We start from the raw sequence: 13,930 nt of genomic DNA, 5'->3' as shown, positions 1-13,930 counted from the left end.
GGGCGCCGGTTCGTCGGCTGCCGTGCGCCCGGGAATGACGCGGCCCCTTTCCGGTTGCCCGGGGGGAGGCCCCTTCCTACACTCCCGCCCCCTCTGATGCGCCCCTACCTCGTCACCTCCGCGCTGCTGCTGCTGTCGTCTTGTGTCGACACCACGCAGAAGCCTCCGCCGTCCTCTCGCCTCGTCTATCCGAGCGGTGTCGCCTTCTGGCGCCCCGAGGTCACCTCGTCCACGAACGGCTTCCTGTACGTGGCGGGAGCCAACTTCGACAAGTGCTACGAATCCGGCGCGGTGACGGCGCTGGACCTGGACGCCCTGGGCCTGCGGCCCTTCGGCAAGGACTTCGCCGACGCGGAGGAGCTCGCAAGCTTCCCCGCGCTCTTGACCGACCTGAAGGTCGACGCCAACCGCAGCTACGTGCGCATCGACAGCTTCGCCGGCGAGATGACGCTGTGGACCCCGCCTGGGCGCTCACCCCGCCTGTTCGTCCCGACGCGCGCCGAGGGCAGCTACCTCCAGGTCATCGACGTGGCGGATGACGGGCTGGGCCTGACGTGCGCCCAGTCCACGTCCAACCGCGACTGCCGCGTCAACGCGCTGTCGCTGGTGGGGGTCCCGGGCGCGAACAAGGATGGCGTCCCGGGCGCGCCGGCGCCGCTGGGCGTCACGGTGGACCGCTTCAACCCGGACGGCCGGGTGTGGGTGACGCACACGGAGCTCGTCGGCCCGCAGTCAACGGACGTCCAGCAGTCCGACCTCCAGGGGTACCTGGTGAACCTGCCCGCCGCGGCGCCCACGCGCGAGACGCTGACCACGTCGAGCTTCGTCCCGCTGGGCGTCAACGGGCTGTTGCCGGGCGCGGCGCACTCGGTGGCCATCGGCAGCCGGTACCTGTACGCGTCCGGCCGCAGCTCCGCGACGCAGCAACTGGGCACGCTGTCGGCGGCGTACGTGCTGCGCCTGGTGGACCGCACCGCGACGGACCGCGTGCTGGAGTCCGACGTGCGGAGCATCTACTCCATCCGCGAGGCGCGCGGCGTGGCGGTGGTGTCCCGTCCCCGGCGCGACGACCCGACGCAGGTGGACCTGGACCGCGAGCGCGTCTACCTGCTGGCGCGAGGTCCGGACACGCTGCTCATCATCGACATCGAGAACGCGCGCGCGGACCTGCCGACGCTGCGCGTGGTGTCCGCGCAGTCGCTGCCCGAGGGCGCCAGCGAGCTGGAGGTCATCCCCCGGGCCGCCGGTCGCGGCAACCTGGTGGCGGTGACGGGCAGCGGCGACGAGGCGGTCTCCATCTACGACGAGGAGGTGGGCCAGCTGGTGGCCCAGGTGCTCGTGGGAGACCAGGACCCGGCCCAGCCCAGCCAGCCCTACGGGTTGACGGCGGACGTGCGGGGCAACTCGGCGCGCCTGTTCACGACCACCTTCGGCGACGGACGCGTCGCCGTCATCGACATCCCCAACCTCGACCGGCCGCAGGATGCGCGGCGGGTCGCCCTGCTCGGCGTGCAGCAGCTCCGTGACACGCGTCAGGGCACCAGCGTGTGTCAGGAGTCCTCCCCGTGAAGCGCGGCACCCTCACCGTCCTCCTCGCGTGCGCCGGGCTGGGCGCCGGCTGCTCGGATACCCAGGCCACCACGGGCTTCGCCGGCCTGTCCGGCACCTATGACCTGACCATGGTCGGCGACCTGGTCTTCGTCACGTCCTCGGACCGCGACGAGCTCCAGGTCCTGGACCTGTCGAAGGACCCCAAGCAGTTCATCCCCGCACCCAACCCGCTGCAGACGCTGGCCATCCCGGTGCTGGACCGGCCGGACTCGCTCACGCGGGACGTGGGCTACAAGGCCGACGGCTCCGACCATGCGGGCCCGTATGTCTACGCGCGCAGCGCCGGCGCCTCGCAGATCTCCGTGGTGGCCGCGGGCCCGGACCGGCTGGTGCAGGTGCTCCGGCTGGAGGGCCGCAGCCTCATCACCGCGTTCGCGGCGCGCTCTCCCGCGCCCGTGCCGGAGGGCCAGACGCCCGGACCCGGCGTGCTCTACTACGGCATCCAGGACCCGGACGCGCCCTTCGAGGCCGACACCGGCGGCTCGCGCATCGAGCGTCAGTGGGTGCCCGGTCCCGACGCGCTCGGGGCAGGGGAGGCCGTCCCCGCGGCGGTGACGCTGTTCTGCCTGCAGCCGGGGGAGTCCGTGCAGGCGATGGCGGTGCTCCCGAACGACCAGCTCGTCGTGGCCACGCGCCAGGCCACCGGCCTGACGGGCCGCACGCTGCTGGTGCAGGACACGAACCCGGAGACGAGCGTCGACTGCACCACGCCCTCCGCGGCGGTGCGGGACCTGTCCGGCGGCTTCGACAACTTCCCGGTGCGCCACCTGGTGACGCACCCGCGCGTGTCCATCCCCGACAACACGGAGACGCCGCAGAACGAGGCCCAGGTGATGGAGGCGGGGCAGTTCGTCTTCGGCATCAAGGACGAGCTGTCCTGTGGTGGCGCCACGGAGTGCACGGGGGTGCTCGCCGTGGACACGCTGACGGGCCTGACGGCCACGGACCTGAGCGGCGCGAAGATGCTGCCCATCCGCCCGCCGGACGGTCTGCCCACGGGGCTGGCGCTCGTCCCGACGGCGACCCTGCGGCTGCGGCTGGTGGGCCCGGAGGGCACCATCACCACGGACGCGTCCGCGACGGTGCCCCTGCTGGGGTTGATGCCGTCGTCCAACGGCAGCATCACCACGTTCTCCGCGAGCGACCGGCGTCAGTTCGACCTGGACCTGCGCCGCGCCAACGTGGTGGTCGAGGCGCGCAACGAGCAGGAGCAGGTCATCACGGTGGGCGGCGCCTCCACGCTCGTCGACGTGAGCCAGGCGGTGGAGCACCTATGTGATCCGTCGAATCCTGCGGGGCCGAGCGTCACCCGGCGCACGCTGCTCGAGGGCTCGGTGGTGGGCGGGGTGTTCCGCTTCATCTACCAGGGCGCGTTTCCGAGCATGGTGGACCTGCCGCGTGACCTGACCACGCCCACGAGCTTCGTGGTCCCCCAGGCCACCGAGGTCTCCCGGCAGGTGCGGCTCGACGACACCATCGTCCTGGCGAACCAGGACATCCGCTGCACGACGGACCTCAAGGTGACGAGCATCCGGCCCGCGAGCGAGGCCGGCAAGGTGGTGCTCGAGACGACGACGCCCATCCCCGAGGACTGCGCGGAGCTGCCGCTCTTCACGGTGCGCGTCGGCGGTGACCAGCGCTTCGTGCTGGTGAACGACCTGGGCGAGTTCCTGTCCCGCGACGTGGAGGACTCGGGTCCGGGCTACCAGATTCCGACGAGCTACTACTTCCACCCGGCGGACTTCACCCAGACGACGACGGTGCCCGACTCCGCCATCGCCTGTGGCGCGCCTGGCGACATCACGGTGCCGCTCTTCCCGCCCACGCCGCCGCCCCTCACGCTTCGTGCGACCGCGACCAGCGCGCTGAGTCGGGGTGACCGGTTCGTGGTGTCGGTGGGCTCCGGCGTGCGCAACCACATCTCCGGCGTGGACACGTCCTCGTCCTCGGGCGCGGGCCTGGCGTTCTACACGCTGCCGGGGCCCGTGGTGGCCGCCCAGAGTGGCGGGGCCTCCCTGGCCTACATCGCCTACCCCTCCGCGGATGGAATTCTACAGCTGAACCTGAGCGTGATTATCGACAACGCCGTCAACGCGTTCGGCCTGTCCGCGTTCGAGTAATTGGGCGTGGCCAGAGGTGTCTGTTAGAGTCCGGGTCATCCTGTACCGTCCGAGTCAAGACCGATGATCGATCAGAACTCACGCCCCGCCCGCAAGGTCGGTATCGCCGACCACCTGTGGGAGACGTACGAAGACATGGCCCAGCAGATGGGCTCGGACCGCGACGCCCTGATCAACCAGGCGCTCTTCATGTTCGCGCGCCTCAACGGGTTCATCGAGGCGAAGTCCCGGGGGGAGGCGCACGTCGCGCCCGCCGCCGTGGCCGCGCCCTCGCGTCCGTCCCCCGTCGCGGCGGCCCCCGCCGCCCGTCCCTCCGCGCCTCCGGTGCTGGCGCCCGCGCCGGCTCCCAAGGCCGAGCCACCCGCGCCCGTCCGGGCGGGAGGCCGTGGCGCGCCGCCGCCTCCCGAGGAGCGCTCCTCTTCCAACGGCCTGGACAACGACCCCGTCCGCCGCGAGGTGGCCGAGCGCGTGCTGGAGACCGCCGCGGAGCTCGAGCGCCTCATCAAGGGCAAGAACGAGCCGCCCCCTCCCAACGACGAGATGGTCGAGGAGGAGGAGCCGCTGCCCGACCAGGACGAGCCGCCCCTCGAGGACGAGGAGCAGGCCGAGCCCGAGGAGGAGCCCGCCGACGAGCTCGCCGAGGAGGAGGGCTCCGCGCTGTACCTGGTCACCGAGGACGGCGGCGAGGAGCGCATCATCAAGGAGCGCTACGTCATCGGCCGCGGCAAGCACTGCGACTTCGTCATCAACTCCGGCAAGGTCTCGCGCGAGCACGCCGTCATCGCCCAGGAAGGGCATGACTGGATCATCGAGGACCTGGGCTCGTCCAACGGGACCTGGTTCAACAAGCAGCGGATCAAGCGCCGCAAGATCGAAGACGGGGACGAGTACTTCATCTGCAGCGAGAAAATCCGGCTCGTCGTCCGCTGAGACAATGAGATGGCCCTCGTTCCAGGGGGTCTCTCGCTGTTCGCCAATTGACGGGCTCCAGGCGTCCCTGGTTTGATACCGGACGCCTGGACGCGAATGGGACAGGCGACGGATGACGCCTGGACAACTCGCGCTGTGGACGGCCCTTGGAGTGGCCCTGGTGATCTCGGTGGTGACGGACGTCATGCGCCGGGAGATCCTCGACGTGGTCACCTACCCGCTGATGGCGGTGGGGCTGGGAGTGCGCCTCGCCACCGAGGGGGTGGGGGGGCTGGACCAGGGGCTCGTCAGCGGGCTGGTGTCGGGCGTGGGCCTGGCACTGCTGCTGGTGCCCGCGGCGGTCCGGGGGCGGATGGGGTGGGGCGACGTGAAGTTGATGGCCGGGGTGGGCGCCGTGCTGGGGTTCCCAGCGTCGATGGCGGCCGCCGCGTTCATCTCCCTGGTGGGCGCGGCCCAGGCGGTGGTCTCGCTCCTGTGGCAGGGGGCGGCCTGGGACACGGTGGCGGCGGCGCTGCGACGCTGGGCGGTCCGTCTTCGCCTGGCACGCGCGGAGACAGCTCCCTCCACGCAGCGACACATCCCCTACGGGGTGGCCATCGCGCTCGGGACCTTCTGGGCGGTGTGGTGGCAGCAACAAAGCTTGGGTTAGCGCAGAGACTGTAGGCGCAGAGACTTTGGAAGAGGGGACACGCACGATGTTCACACGCTTCACGCATGCCGCCGCCCTGGGCGCGCTCGTTGCCCTGGTTGCCGGTGGCTCCGCCCTGGCCCAGGAAGGCACCACGTTCAGCCTCGGGGTGGGCGCCCAGAAGGTTCTCAACATCCCGGGCCTCAGCAAGGTGGCCCTCGGCGATCCGTCCATCGCCGACGTGAAGACGCTCGGCTCCGGCCAGCTGCTCGTCACCGGCCAGGCCGAAGGCAAGACGACCCTCCTCATCTGGAAGTCCACCGGTCAGCGCACCAGCTACCTCATCAACGTGCGCAAGCAGGACCCCAACGACGTCATCGCGGAGATCAAGCGCCTCTTGGGTGAGATCGAAGGCGTCTCCGTCCGCATGGTGGGCGACCGCATCTACCTGGACGGTCAGGCCTACACCACGCAGGACGCGGACCGCATCGAGCAGGTGGTGAGCCTGTATCCGAACGTGAAGTCGTTCGTGAAGATCGCCCCCAACGCCAAGAAGCTGGTGGCGCAGAACCTCAACGCGGCGTTCCAGAAGGGCGGCCTGAAGAACGTGCAGGCCAACGTGGTCGGCGCGACCATCTTCCTGGAGGGCTCGGTGGAGAGCCAGCAGGACCTCCAGAAGGCGGAGCTCATCACCAAGGCCATCGGCGAGAAGGTGGAGAACCTGCTCGTGGTCGGCATCAAGCGGATGATCCTCTCGGAGGTCCAGTTCGTCGAGATCCGCCGCAACAGCCGCGACCGCTACGGCATCCGCTACCCCCTGGACATCACGGGCACGGCGTCCGCGGCGGCCACGGTGACGCAGGAGCTGTTCCCGGGCACCTTCGGTCAGGGTGGTTCCAACCTGGGCCTGACGGCGGGCGCGGACTTCTCCATCGGCTTCCAGGGCAACGACGGTTACGGCCGTCTGCTCGCGCAGCCCAAGCTGGTGTGCGCCAGCGGTGAGAAGGCGGAGTTCCTGGCGGGCGGCGAGGTCCCGATTCCGCTCATCACCAACAACCAGTTCTCCGTCGAGTACAAGAAGTACGGCGTCATCCTGAACCTGCGCCCCACGGCGGACCGCAACGGCAACATCCAGACGGAGATCGAGGCCGAGGCCTCCGAAATCGACACGTCCGTCGCGGTGTCCTTCGGTGGCTCGTCCACGATTCCGGGCTTCCGCACCCGCAAGGTGAAGACGAACGTCACCGTGCGCCACGGCGAGACCATCGTCCTGTCCGGCGTGTTCAGCCACGACGAGCAGAAGTCCGTGTCGAAGATTCCCGGCCTGGGTCACATCCCCATCGTCGGCGAGCTCTTCAAGAGCCGCGGCTTCGACTCGACCAAGCGCGAGCTGGTCATCTTCGTCACGCCGCGCATCGTCAACCCGGACTCCGACAAGGTCCGCACCATCATCGAGGACGTGAAGAGCCGCTACAAGCAGGCCCGGTCCGAGGTGAACTTCAACATCTTCGACTGACGCCGCGGGCGCCGCTCCGTCGGCGCCCAGGGGCACCGGGGCCCAACTGGGGCCCCGTCACGGGCCGGTTTCCTTCCCTTCCGGGGGCGGGAGCCGGCCCGTCGGCTTTGCGGGCGGGCATTCGGCTGCGACCGACGCTTTGAGGTGGAAGGGGCGCTTGGTAGCATCAGCCCCATGTTTTTGATCACCCTCGCGGAAAAGGGCGGCGGGACCGAGCAGCGTGAGTACCACAAGCCGGAGATCACCATCGGTCGGCTGCCCGGCAATGACATCATGCTCGCGAAGGGCAATGTCTCGAAGTACCACTCCCGCATCGTCGCCAAGGATGGCAAGTGCATCATCGTGGACATGAAGTCCACGAACGGCACCTTCGTGAACGGCAAGAAGATCGCCGCGCCGCAGGTGCTCAAGCCGACGGACCAGATCTACATCGGCGACTACATCATCAACGTGGAGCCGCTGGAGGACGCGGGTCCGGCGATGACGCGCGCGGGCCAGGAGGAAGAGGCCTACGACGACCAGGGTGAGGAGGAGGGCTACCCCGAGGAGGAGCAGTACGAGGACGAGGAGCCCTACGAGGAGGAGCCGCCGCCTCCGCCGCCCCCCCAGCCCGCCGCGGGCCGCATGCCCGCGTCCATGGCGTCCGCGCTGGCGAAGAACAAGAAGAAGGTGGACCCCCGGGTGGAGCGCTACACGCGGCTCCAGAAGGAGATCCACGACCGGCTCATCGAGTACCTCGACCTGCGTCGCATGGACATGGACCGACTGGGTGACGACGAGCTGTGGCGTCGCACCGAGAAGGCCATCCGCGACATCATCGACCAGATGGAGGCCGATGGTGAGCTCCCGGAGGACGTGGACCGGGAGGAGCTGCTCACCGACGTCATCAACGAGGCGCTGGGCCTGGGGCCCCTGGAGGCGTTCCTCGCGTCGGATGAGATCAGCGAGATCATGGTGAACCACGCCAACCAGATCTACATCGAGCGCAAGGGCAAGCTGACGCTGTCGGAGAAGACGTTCTCCTCGAACCAGGCGGTGCTCGGCGTCATCGAGCGAATCGTCGCGCCCATCGGCCGGCGCATCGACGAGTCCAGCCCGCTGGTGGACGCGCGCCTCAAGGACGGCAGCCGCGTCAACGCCATCATCCCGCCGCTGGCGCTGAAGGGGCCCTGCATCACCATCCGCAAGTTCAAGAAGGACTCGCTGAAGATCCAGGACCTCATCAAGTACAAGACGCTGACGGCGCAGATGGCCGAGTTCCTGGAGATGTGCGTCAAGGCCCGGCGCAACATCGTCATCTCCGGCGGCACCGGCTCCGGCAAGACGACGACGCTCAACATCATCAGCGCCTTCATCCCCGACGACGAGCGCATCGTCACGGTGGAGGACGCCGCGGAGCTGCAGCTGCCCCAGGACCACTGGGTGCAGCTGGAGAGCCGGCCGCCCAACCTGGAAGGCAAGGGCGCCATCACCATCCGCGACCTGGTGAAGAACTGCCTGCGCATGCGTCCGGACCGCATCGTCGTGGGCGAGTGCCGCTCGGGCGAGACGCTGGACATGCTCCAGGCGATGAACACGGGCCACGACGGCTCGCTCACCACGCTGCACGCCAACACGCCGCGCGACGCCATCGCCCGGCTGGAGACGATGGTGCTCATGTCCGGCATGGACCTGCCGGTGAAGGCCATCCGCGAACAGATCTCCAGCGCCGTGCACATGATCGTCCAGCAGACGCGCTTCTCCGACGGAACGCGGAAGATCTGCTACGTCACGGAGGTGTCCGGCATGGAGGTCGACATCGTCACGCTCCAGGACATCTTCTATTACAAGCAGGACGGCTTCACGGAGGACCACAAGGTGCGTGGCCGCTTCGTGGCGTCGGGCTTCGTGCCGAAGTTCTACGACGAGCTTCAGCGCAAGGGCATCCCCGTCAACATGAGCATCTTCCGCGAGGACTGACGCGCCATGGCCACACTGGTCGTCCGTCTGCCCGACGGCACGGAGAACGAGCACGAAGTCGTCGGCGAGCTGAAGCTGGGCCGCCAGCAGGGCTGTGACATCCTGCTCACCGAGGGCGGCGTGTCGCGCACGCACGCGCGCGTCTTCACGGAGGCGGGCACCGTCTTCATCGAGGACCTGGGGAGCGCCAACGGCACCTTCGTGAATGGCGAGGCCATCGCGGAGCCCACCGCGCTCACGCCCCAGACCGAGGTGGTGCTCGGCGACTACACGCTGACGCTCAAGGCCGCGCCCTCCCGCGCGTCCGGTGCGCGGCGCGCCGCGAAGTCCGCCGGCTCCGAGCCGCCCATGCCCGTCGGCGGCGAGGGCGGTGGGGCGCGCGCGACGCGGGCCCTGCCCAGCGTGAAGTCGAAGCCCGCCGGGGCTCCTCCTCAGGGTGGGGCGCTGGCGAAGCGTCCGAAGCCCGCGGGAGGGGGGGGCGCGAGCGGTCCGCTGCTGCGGGGCACCGTGGGGCCGTGGGCCGGCAAGACGTACCCGCTCAAGGGCAAGGTGCTGGTGGGGCGGCTGCCTCCGGCGGCCATCATCCTGGAGGACGACTCCGTCAGCCGGAAGCACGCGGAGCTCGAGGCCACGGGCCGGGGCGTCCTGGTGCGCGACCTGGGCAGCGCCAACGGCACGCTGCTCAACGGAGACCCGCTGGGCCCGGAGCCGGTGGAGCTCCAGCCCGGGGACCAGCTCCAGTTCGGCGTCATCGAGCTGACCTTCGAGGCGCCTCAGGAGGACGCCGCGGTGCCCTCGCGGCGTGGCGCGGGCGCGCCTCCGCCCTCCCGGCGGCGAGACGCCGGCAACGGCGGTGGAGACCCGGAGGCCGCGCGGCGCAAGAAGCTGATGGTGGCCGGCGGCGGCCTGGTGGCGGTGCTGCTCGTGGCCGGCGTGGTGAAGGTGATGCTGCCCTCCACGCCCGCGCAGACGGACGGTCCCATGGGCCCGGGCGTGCAGGTGGACCCCGCTCAGCAGATCGCCGACCTGCTCAGCGAGTGTCGTTCCTTCGCGTCCAGCGAGCTGGGCGCGCCCAACTGGGCCAAGGCCGAGCAGATCTGCTCGCAGGTGCTGGACCTGGACCCCATCAACACGGACGCCAACACCCTCATCCGCCGCATCAAGCTGGAGAAGGAGGCGTACGAGAACTTCTCCACGGGCGAGAAGCTGGTGCAGCGCCTCAAGCCCGAGGAGGCCCTGGCGTCGTTCCGCAAGATTCCGCGTGAGAGCGAGTACTTCCGCCGCGCGCGCTCGAAGGCGAGCGAGGCGGCCGAGCAGGTGACGAAGCGCGCGCTGGATGACTGCAAGCGCTACCTGAACAACTCGCAGTGGAGCGCCGCGGTGCCGCGCTGCCAGACGTACATGGCGGTGTGGTGCCAGAACCAGCCGCGCGAGGACCTGCAGCCGCCCCTGGGCTACACGCTGAAGCTGGACGGGCGCCTGCGCCGCAACGAGTGGCGGCCGAAGGACCCCCTGTTCGTGAAGTTCCTCATCTCGCGCCAGAAGCTGGATCCGAACTCCGTCCCGTGGACGTGCCCGGTGGCCGAGGTGCTCAACCAGGAGAACCTGCCCACGGACCCGAAGATGGTGGTGCTGGAGGCGGTGAAGCAGCGCTACCCCAACAAGCTGATGCAGGCGGCGATGATGGACTACTGGTCCGGCCGCGGCAGCGAGGCGCTGGCCACGCTGCAGAAGCTGCGCGCCAACTACGAGTCCTCGGCGCTGCACGGGGCCGCGGACGAGATGATGAAGACCATGTCCACGGTGGATCAGCTCTTCAAGGGTGGCCAGAGCTACCTGGCCGCGGATGACCCGGAGAAGGCGTCGGAGCCGCTGCGCGAGGCGCTGGAGGTGGACAAGTCGCTGATGCTCGACCTGGCCGAGTCCAAGCCGTCGTTCTACCGGCGCAGCATCCTCCAGGACATGGCGGACAAGGCCTATCAGCGCGGCCGGCACTGGGCGGACCGCGAGGACAACCGCCGCGCGTGCCGGGTGTGGAAGCTGGGCTTCAGCTTCTATGCGGGCAACGCGGACCTCAACAAGGCGGCGGGCTTCTGCTCGACGCTGGCGCTCAACACCTTCCGTGGCGCCGGCGGCTGTCCGGACCTGGCGGCGGTGCTGGACCTGGCCGTCAAGGGCGATGGCGTGGAGGAGATGGTCGAGGCGAAGAAGCGCGAGTGGAAGTGCAACTAGCGCGCGACATGGACAGGGAGGGACGGGCGCGCTAGGCACGGGGGCATGGCCGACACCAGCCCCTCGCGCTCCGCGCCCACCCTGGTCCTCATCGACGCGTCCGGCTTCATCTTCCGCGCCTACCACGCGATTCCGCCGCTCACGACGAGCAAGGGCGTGCCCACCAACGCCGTGCTCGGCTTCACGCGCATGGTGCTCAAGTCCCTGAGGGACTTGAAGCCCACCCACGTCGCGCTCGCCTTCGACAAGGAGAGCCGCGTGGAGCGCCAGAAGATCGACCCCACGTACAAGGCGAACCGCGAGGGGCCTCCCGAGGACCTGGTGCCCCAGTTCGCGCTCATCCGCCGCGTGGTGGAGGCGCTCAACCTGCCCATCCTGGAGATGCCGGGCTGGGAGGCGGACGACGTCATCGGCACGCTCGCGCAGAAGGCCAAGGCGGAGGGCTTCTGCGTCCAGGTCGTCACCGGGGACAAGGACTTCATCCAGATTGTCGACGAGGACGTGCGCCTGTTCGACCCGATGAAGGACGTGCACACCCGGCCCGAGGACGTGAAGGAGCGGCTGGGCATCGAACCGAGGCAGATGCGCGACTACCTGGCGCTCATCGGCGACGCGGTGGACAACGTGGCCAAGGTGCCGGGCATCGGCCCGAAGACGGCCACGGAGCTCATCCAGCAGTTCGGCGACGTGGACACGCTGCTGTCGCGGCTGGACGAGGTGAAGAAGCCGAAGATTCGCGAGAACCTCGCCTCGCACCGCGAGAGCCTGCTGCGCGCCCGGCAGCTGGTCAGCTTCAAGACGGACCTGCCGTTGGAGGTCCGCGTGGCGGAGCTGACCCGCAAGGAACTGGACGCCACGCGCGCCCGGGAGCTGTTCACCGAGCTGGAGTTCTACGCGCTGCTCAAGGAGCTGCCGCAGGCGGGGCAGGGCGGAGCGCCGGGCGCCTCCGAGCCCGTGAAGGAGAAGCCCGCGCCCTTGCCCACCACCACCACGCTCGTCACCACGGACGAGGAGCTCCAGGCGCTGGCCCAGGCCGTGCGCGCGGCGGGCTCGGTGAGCCTGGTGCCGGCCTACGAGGGCCTGCCCTTCGCCGCGAAGCTGGTGGGCCTGGGCGTGGCCCTGCCGGACGCGAGCACCCGCTACGTGCCGCTGCGCCACGATGTCCTGGGCGCCACCCAGGTGCGCCCGGACGCCTTCGCCGCCGCCTTCAAGGCCGTGCTCGAGGACGCCGCGGTGAAGAAGGGCGGCCATGACCTCAAGGCGCTCACCCTGGTGCTCGCCAACGAGGGCATCGACCTCACGGGCGCGCACGACGACGTGGAGCTCTTGAGCTACCTGCTCAACCCCTCGCGGCGCGAGCACGCGCTGGCGGACCTGGCGCGCGAGCGGCTCGTCACCGAGCTGCCCGCGCTGCCCCCCGCGGCCGAAGGGCGGCGCGGCAAGAAGGACCGCGCGCTGGCGGACCACTCACCGGAGGAGCTGGCGCTGGGCTTCGCGGTGCGCGCCGAGGCCGCGCGCAGGCTCGCCCCCGAGCTGTGGAAGGAGCTGGACGAGGCGAAGCTGTCGGAGCTGGCCCAGAAGCTGGAGCTGCCGCTGCTGCCCATCCTCGCGCGCATGGAGCGGCGGGGCGTGAGCCTGGACACCCAGGAGCTCGCGCGCATCTCCGTGAAGGTGGACGCGGCCGTCGAGTCGCAGGTGAAGGAGGTCTACAAGCACGCCGGACGCGAGTTCAACATCGGCTCCAATCCGCAGCTGGTGCAGGTGCTCTTCACCGACCTGAAGCTGCCCATCATCAAGCGCGGCAAGACGGGGCCATCCGCGGACCAGGAGGTGCTGGAGAAGCTGGCCGAGGAGCACCCGCTGCCCAACGCCATCATCGAGTACCGCAGCCTGTCCAAGCTCAAGAGCACCTACCTGGACACGCTGCCCACGCTGGTGGCCGCGGACGGCCGCATCCACACCACGTACCACCAGGCCGCCACCGCCACGGGCCGCCTGTCCTCCACCGACCCCAACCTCCAGAACATCCCCGTGCGCACGGAGCTGGGGCGGGAGATCCGCCGCGCCTTCGTGGCGGCCCCGGGCCACCAACTGGTGAGCGCGGACTACAGCCAGGTGGAGCTGCGGCTGTTGGCGCACATCGCCGACGACGCCGTGCTGGTGGAGGCGTTCCGCAACGACGAGGACGTGCACAGCCGCACCGCCGCCGAGGTCTTCGGCGTGGCGCCGGACCAGGTGGACCGCGAGCAGCGCCGCGTGGCGAAGATGGTGAACTTCGGCATCGCCTACGGCCTGTCACCGCACGGCCTGTCCACGCGCCTGGGCATCCCCCAGGAGACGGCGCGCGACATCATCGAGCGCTACTTCATCCGCTACGCGGGCATCCGCCGCTACCTGGAGGAGACCGTCAACACGGCCCGCAAGACGGGCTACGTGGAGACGCTGTACGGCCGGCGCCGCTACATGGCGGACCTGAACTCCAAGAACCGGGGCGTGGCGCAGGCCGCCGAGCGGGCCGCCATCAACATGCCCATCCAGGGCACCGCCGCGGACCTCATCAAGAAGGCCATGCTGGTGGTGGACGAGGAGCTGCGCGCCCAGAAGCTCTCCACCGTGCTGCTCCTGCAGGTGCACGACGAGCTCCTGCTGGAGGCGCCGGACGCCGAGGTGGAGCAGGTGAAGGCGCTGGTGGCGCGCGGCATGGCGGGCGTCGCCTCGCTCAAGGTGCCGCTGAAGGTGGACGTCGGCGCGGGGAAGAGCTGGGCGGACGCCCACTGAAAAGCAACGCGGGAGGAGCGCCCACCCCCGTAGACGCTCCCCCCGCGGTCCCACGCGCTATCTCACTGCCCCCACGAAACAGCCCCCACGACAACAATGCCGACCCGTCCGACCGGCGAGTCGCGCGGACCCCCATCCACGCGTCTTGCCAGCGGC

8 protein-coding genes are annotated in these 13,930 nt (G+C 69.8%); all 8 read left to right on the top strand.

Annotated elements, in window-relative coordinates:
* Positions 1–96: 96 nt before the first annotated feature.
* On the top strand, positions 97–1,569 hold the full coding sequence (locus OWM54_RS02085; protein WP_223751581.1) for a YncE family protein: 1,473 nt from the start codon (positions 97–99) through the stop codon (positions 1,567–1,569).
* Positions 1,566–3,731, top strand: coding sequence for a hypothetical protein (locus tag OWM54_RS02080; protein ID WP_267696493.1), 2,166 nt, complete (start codon positions 1,566–1,568; stop codon positions 3,729–3,731). The genes OWM54_RS02085 and OWM54_RS02080 overlap by 4 nt, the downstream gene beginning before the upstream one ends.
* A gap of 63 nt (positions 3,732–3,794) precedes the next feature.
* Complete coding sequence (locus tag OWM54_RS02075; protein WP_223785765.1) at positions 3,795–4,661, top strand: FHA domain-containing protein; 867 nt, start codon at positions 3,795–3,797, stop codon at positions 4,659–4,661.
* Positions 4,662–4,773: 112 nt separating this feature from the next.
* Positions 4,774–5,310, top strand: coding sequence for an A24 family peptidase (locus OWM54_RS02070; protein ID WP_223751584.1), 537 nt, complete (start codon positions 4,774–4,776; stop codon positions 5,308–5,310).
* 46 nt (positions 5,311–5,356) lie between these two features.
* On the top strand, positions 5,357–6,805 hold the full coding sequence (locus OWM54_RS02065; protein WP_141332561.1) for a type II and III secretion system protein family protein: 1,449 nt from the start codon (positions 5,357–5,359) through the stop codon (positions 6,803–6,805).
* A gap of 174 nt (positions 6,806–6,979) precedes the next feature.
* The gene (locus tag OWM54_RS02060; RefSeq protein ID WP_223751585.1) at positions 6,980–8,764 is read left to right on the top strand and encodes an ATPase, T2SS/T4P/T4SS family; all 1,785 of its coding nucleotides are present in this window, start codon (positions 6,980–6,982) and stop codon (positions 8,762–8,764) included.
* 6 nt (positions 8,765–8,770) lie between these two features.
* The gene (locus tag OWM54_RS02055) at positions 8,771–10,996 is read left to right on the top strand and encodes an FHA domain-containing protein (RefSeq protein ID WP_267696492.1); all 2,226 of its coding nucleotides are present in this window, start codon (positions 8,771–8,773) and stop codon (positions 10,994–10,996) included.
* Between the two features lie 45 nt (positions 10,997–11,041).
* Positions 11,042–13,774: a DNA polymerase I gene (gene polA / locus OWM54_RS02050; RefSeq protein ID WP_267696491.1), complete on the top strand. Its 2,733-nt coding sequence runs from the start codon at positions 11,042–11,044 to the stop codon at positions 13,772–13,774.
* Positions 13,775–13,930 lie beyond the last annotated feature (156 nt).

Source organism: Myxococcus sp. MISCRS1, from assembly GCF_026626605.1.
GTDB lineage: Bacteria > Myxococcota > Myxococcia > Myxococcales > Myxococcaceae > Myxococcus > Myxococcus fulvus.
This window is presented reverse-complemented; position numbering and strand designations above follow the sequence as displayed.

What these genes read in the sequence shown, in the direction of transcription:
- OWM54_RS02060 (WP_223751585.1), top strand. Translation starts at nt 6,980, where the DNA reads ATGTTTTTGATCACCCTCGCGGAAAAGGGCGGCGGGACCGAGCAGCGT.
- OWM54_RS02075 (WP_223785765.1), top strand. Translation starts at nt 3,795, where the DNA reads ATGATCGATCAGAACTCACGCCCCGCCCGCAAGGTCGGTATCGCCGAC.
- OWM54_RS02070 (WP_223751584.1), top strand. Translation starts at nt 4,774, where the DNA reads ATGACGCCTGGACAACTCGCGCTGTGGACGGCCCTTGGAGTGGCCCTG.
- OWM54_RS02085 (WP_223751581.1), top strand. Translation starts at nt 97, where the DNA reads ATGCGCCCCTACCTCGTCACCTCCGCGCTGCTGCTGCTGTCGTCTTGT.
- polA (WP_267696491.1), top strand. Translation starts at nt 11,042, where the DNA reads ATGGCCGACACCAGCCCCTCGCGCTCCGCGCCCACCCTGGTCCTCATC.
- OWM54_RS02065 (WP_141332561.1), top strand. Translation starts at nt 5,357, where the DNA reads ATGTTCACACGCTTCACGCATGCCGCCGCCCTGGGCGCGCTCGTTGCC.
- OWM54_RS02055 (WP_267696492.1), top strand. Translation starts at nt 8,771, where the DNA reads ATGGCCACACTGGTCGTCCGTCTGCCCGACGGCACGGAGAACGAGCAC.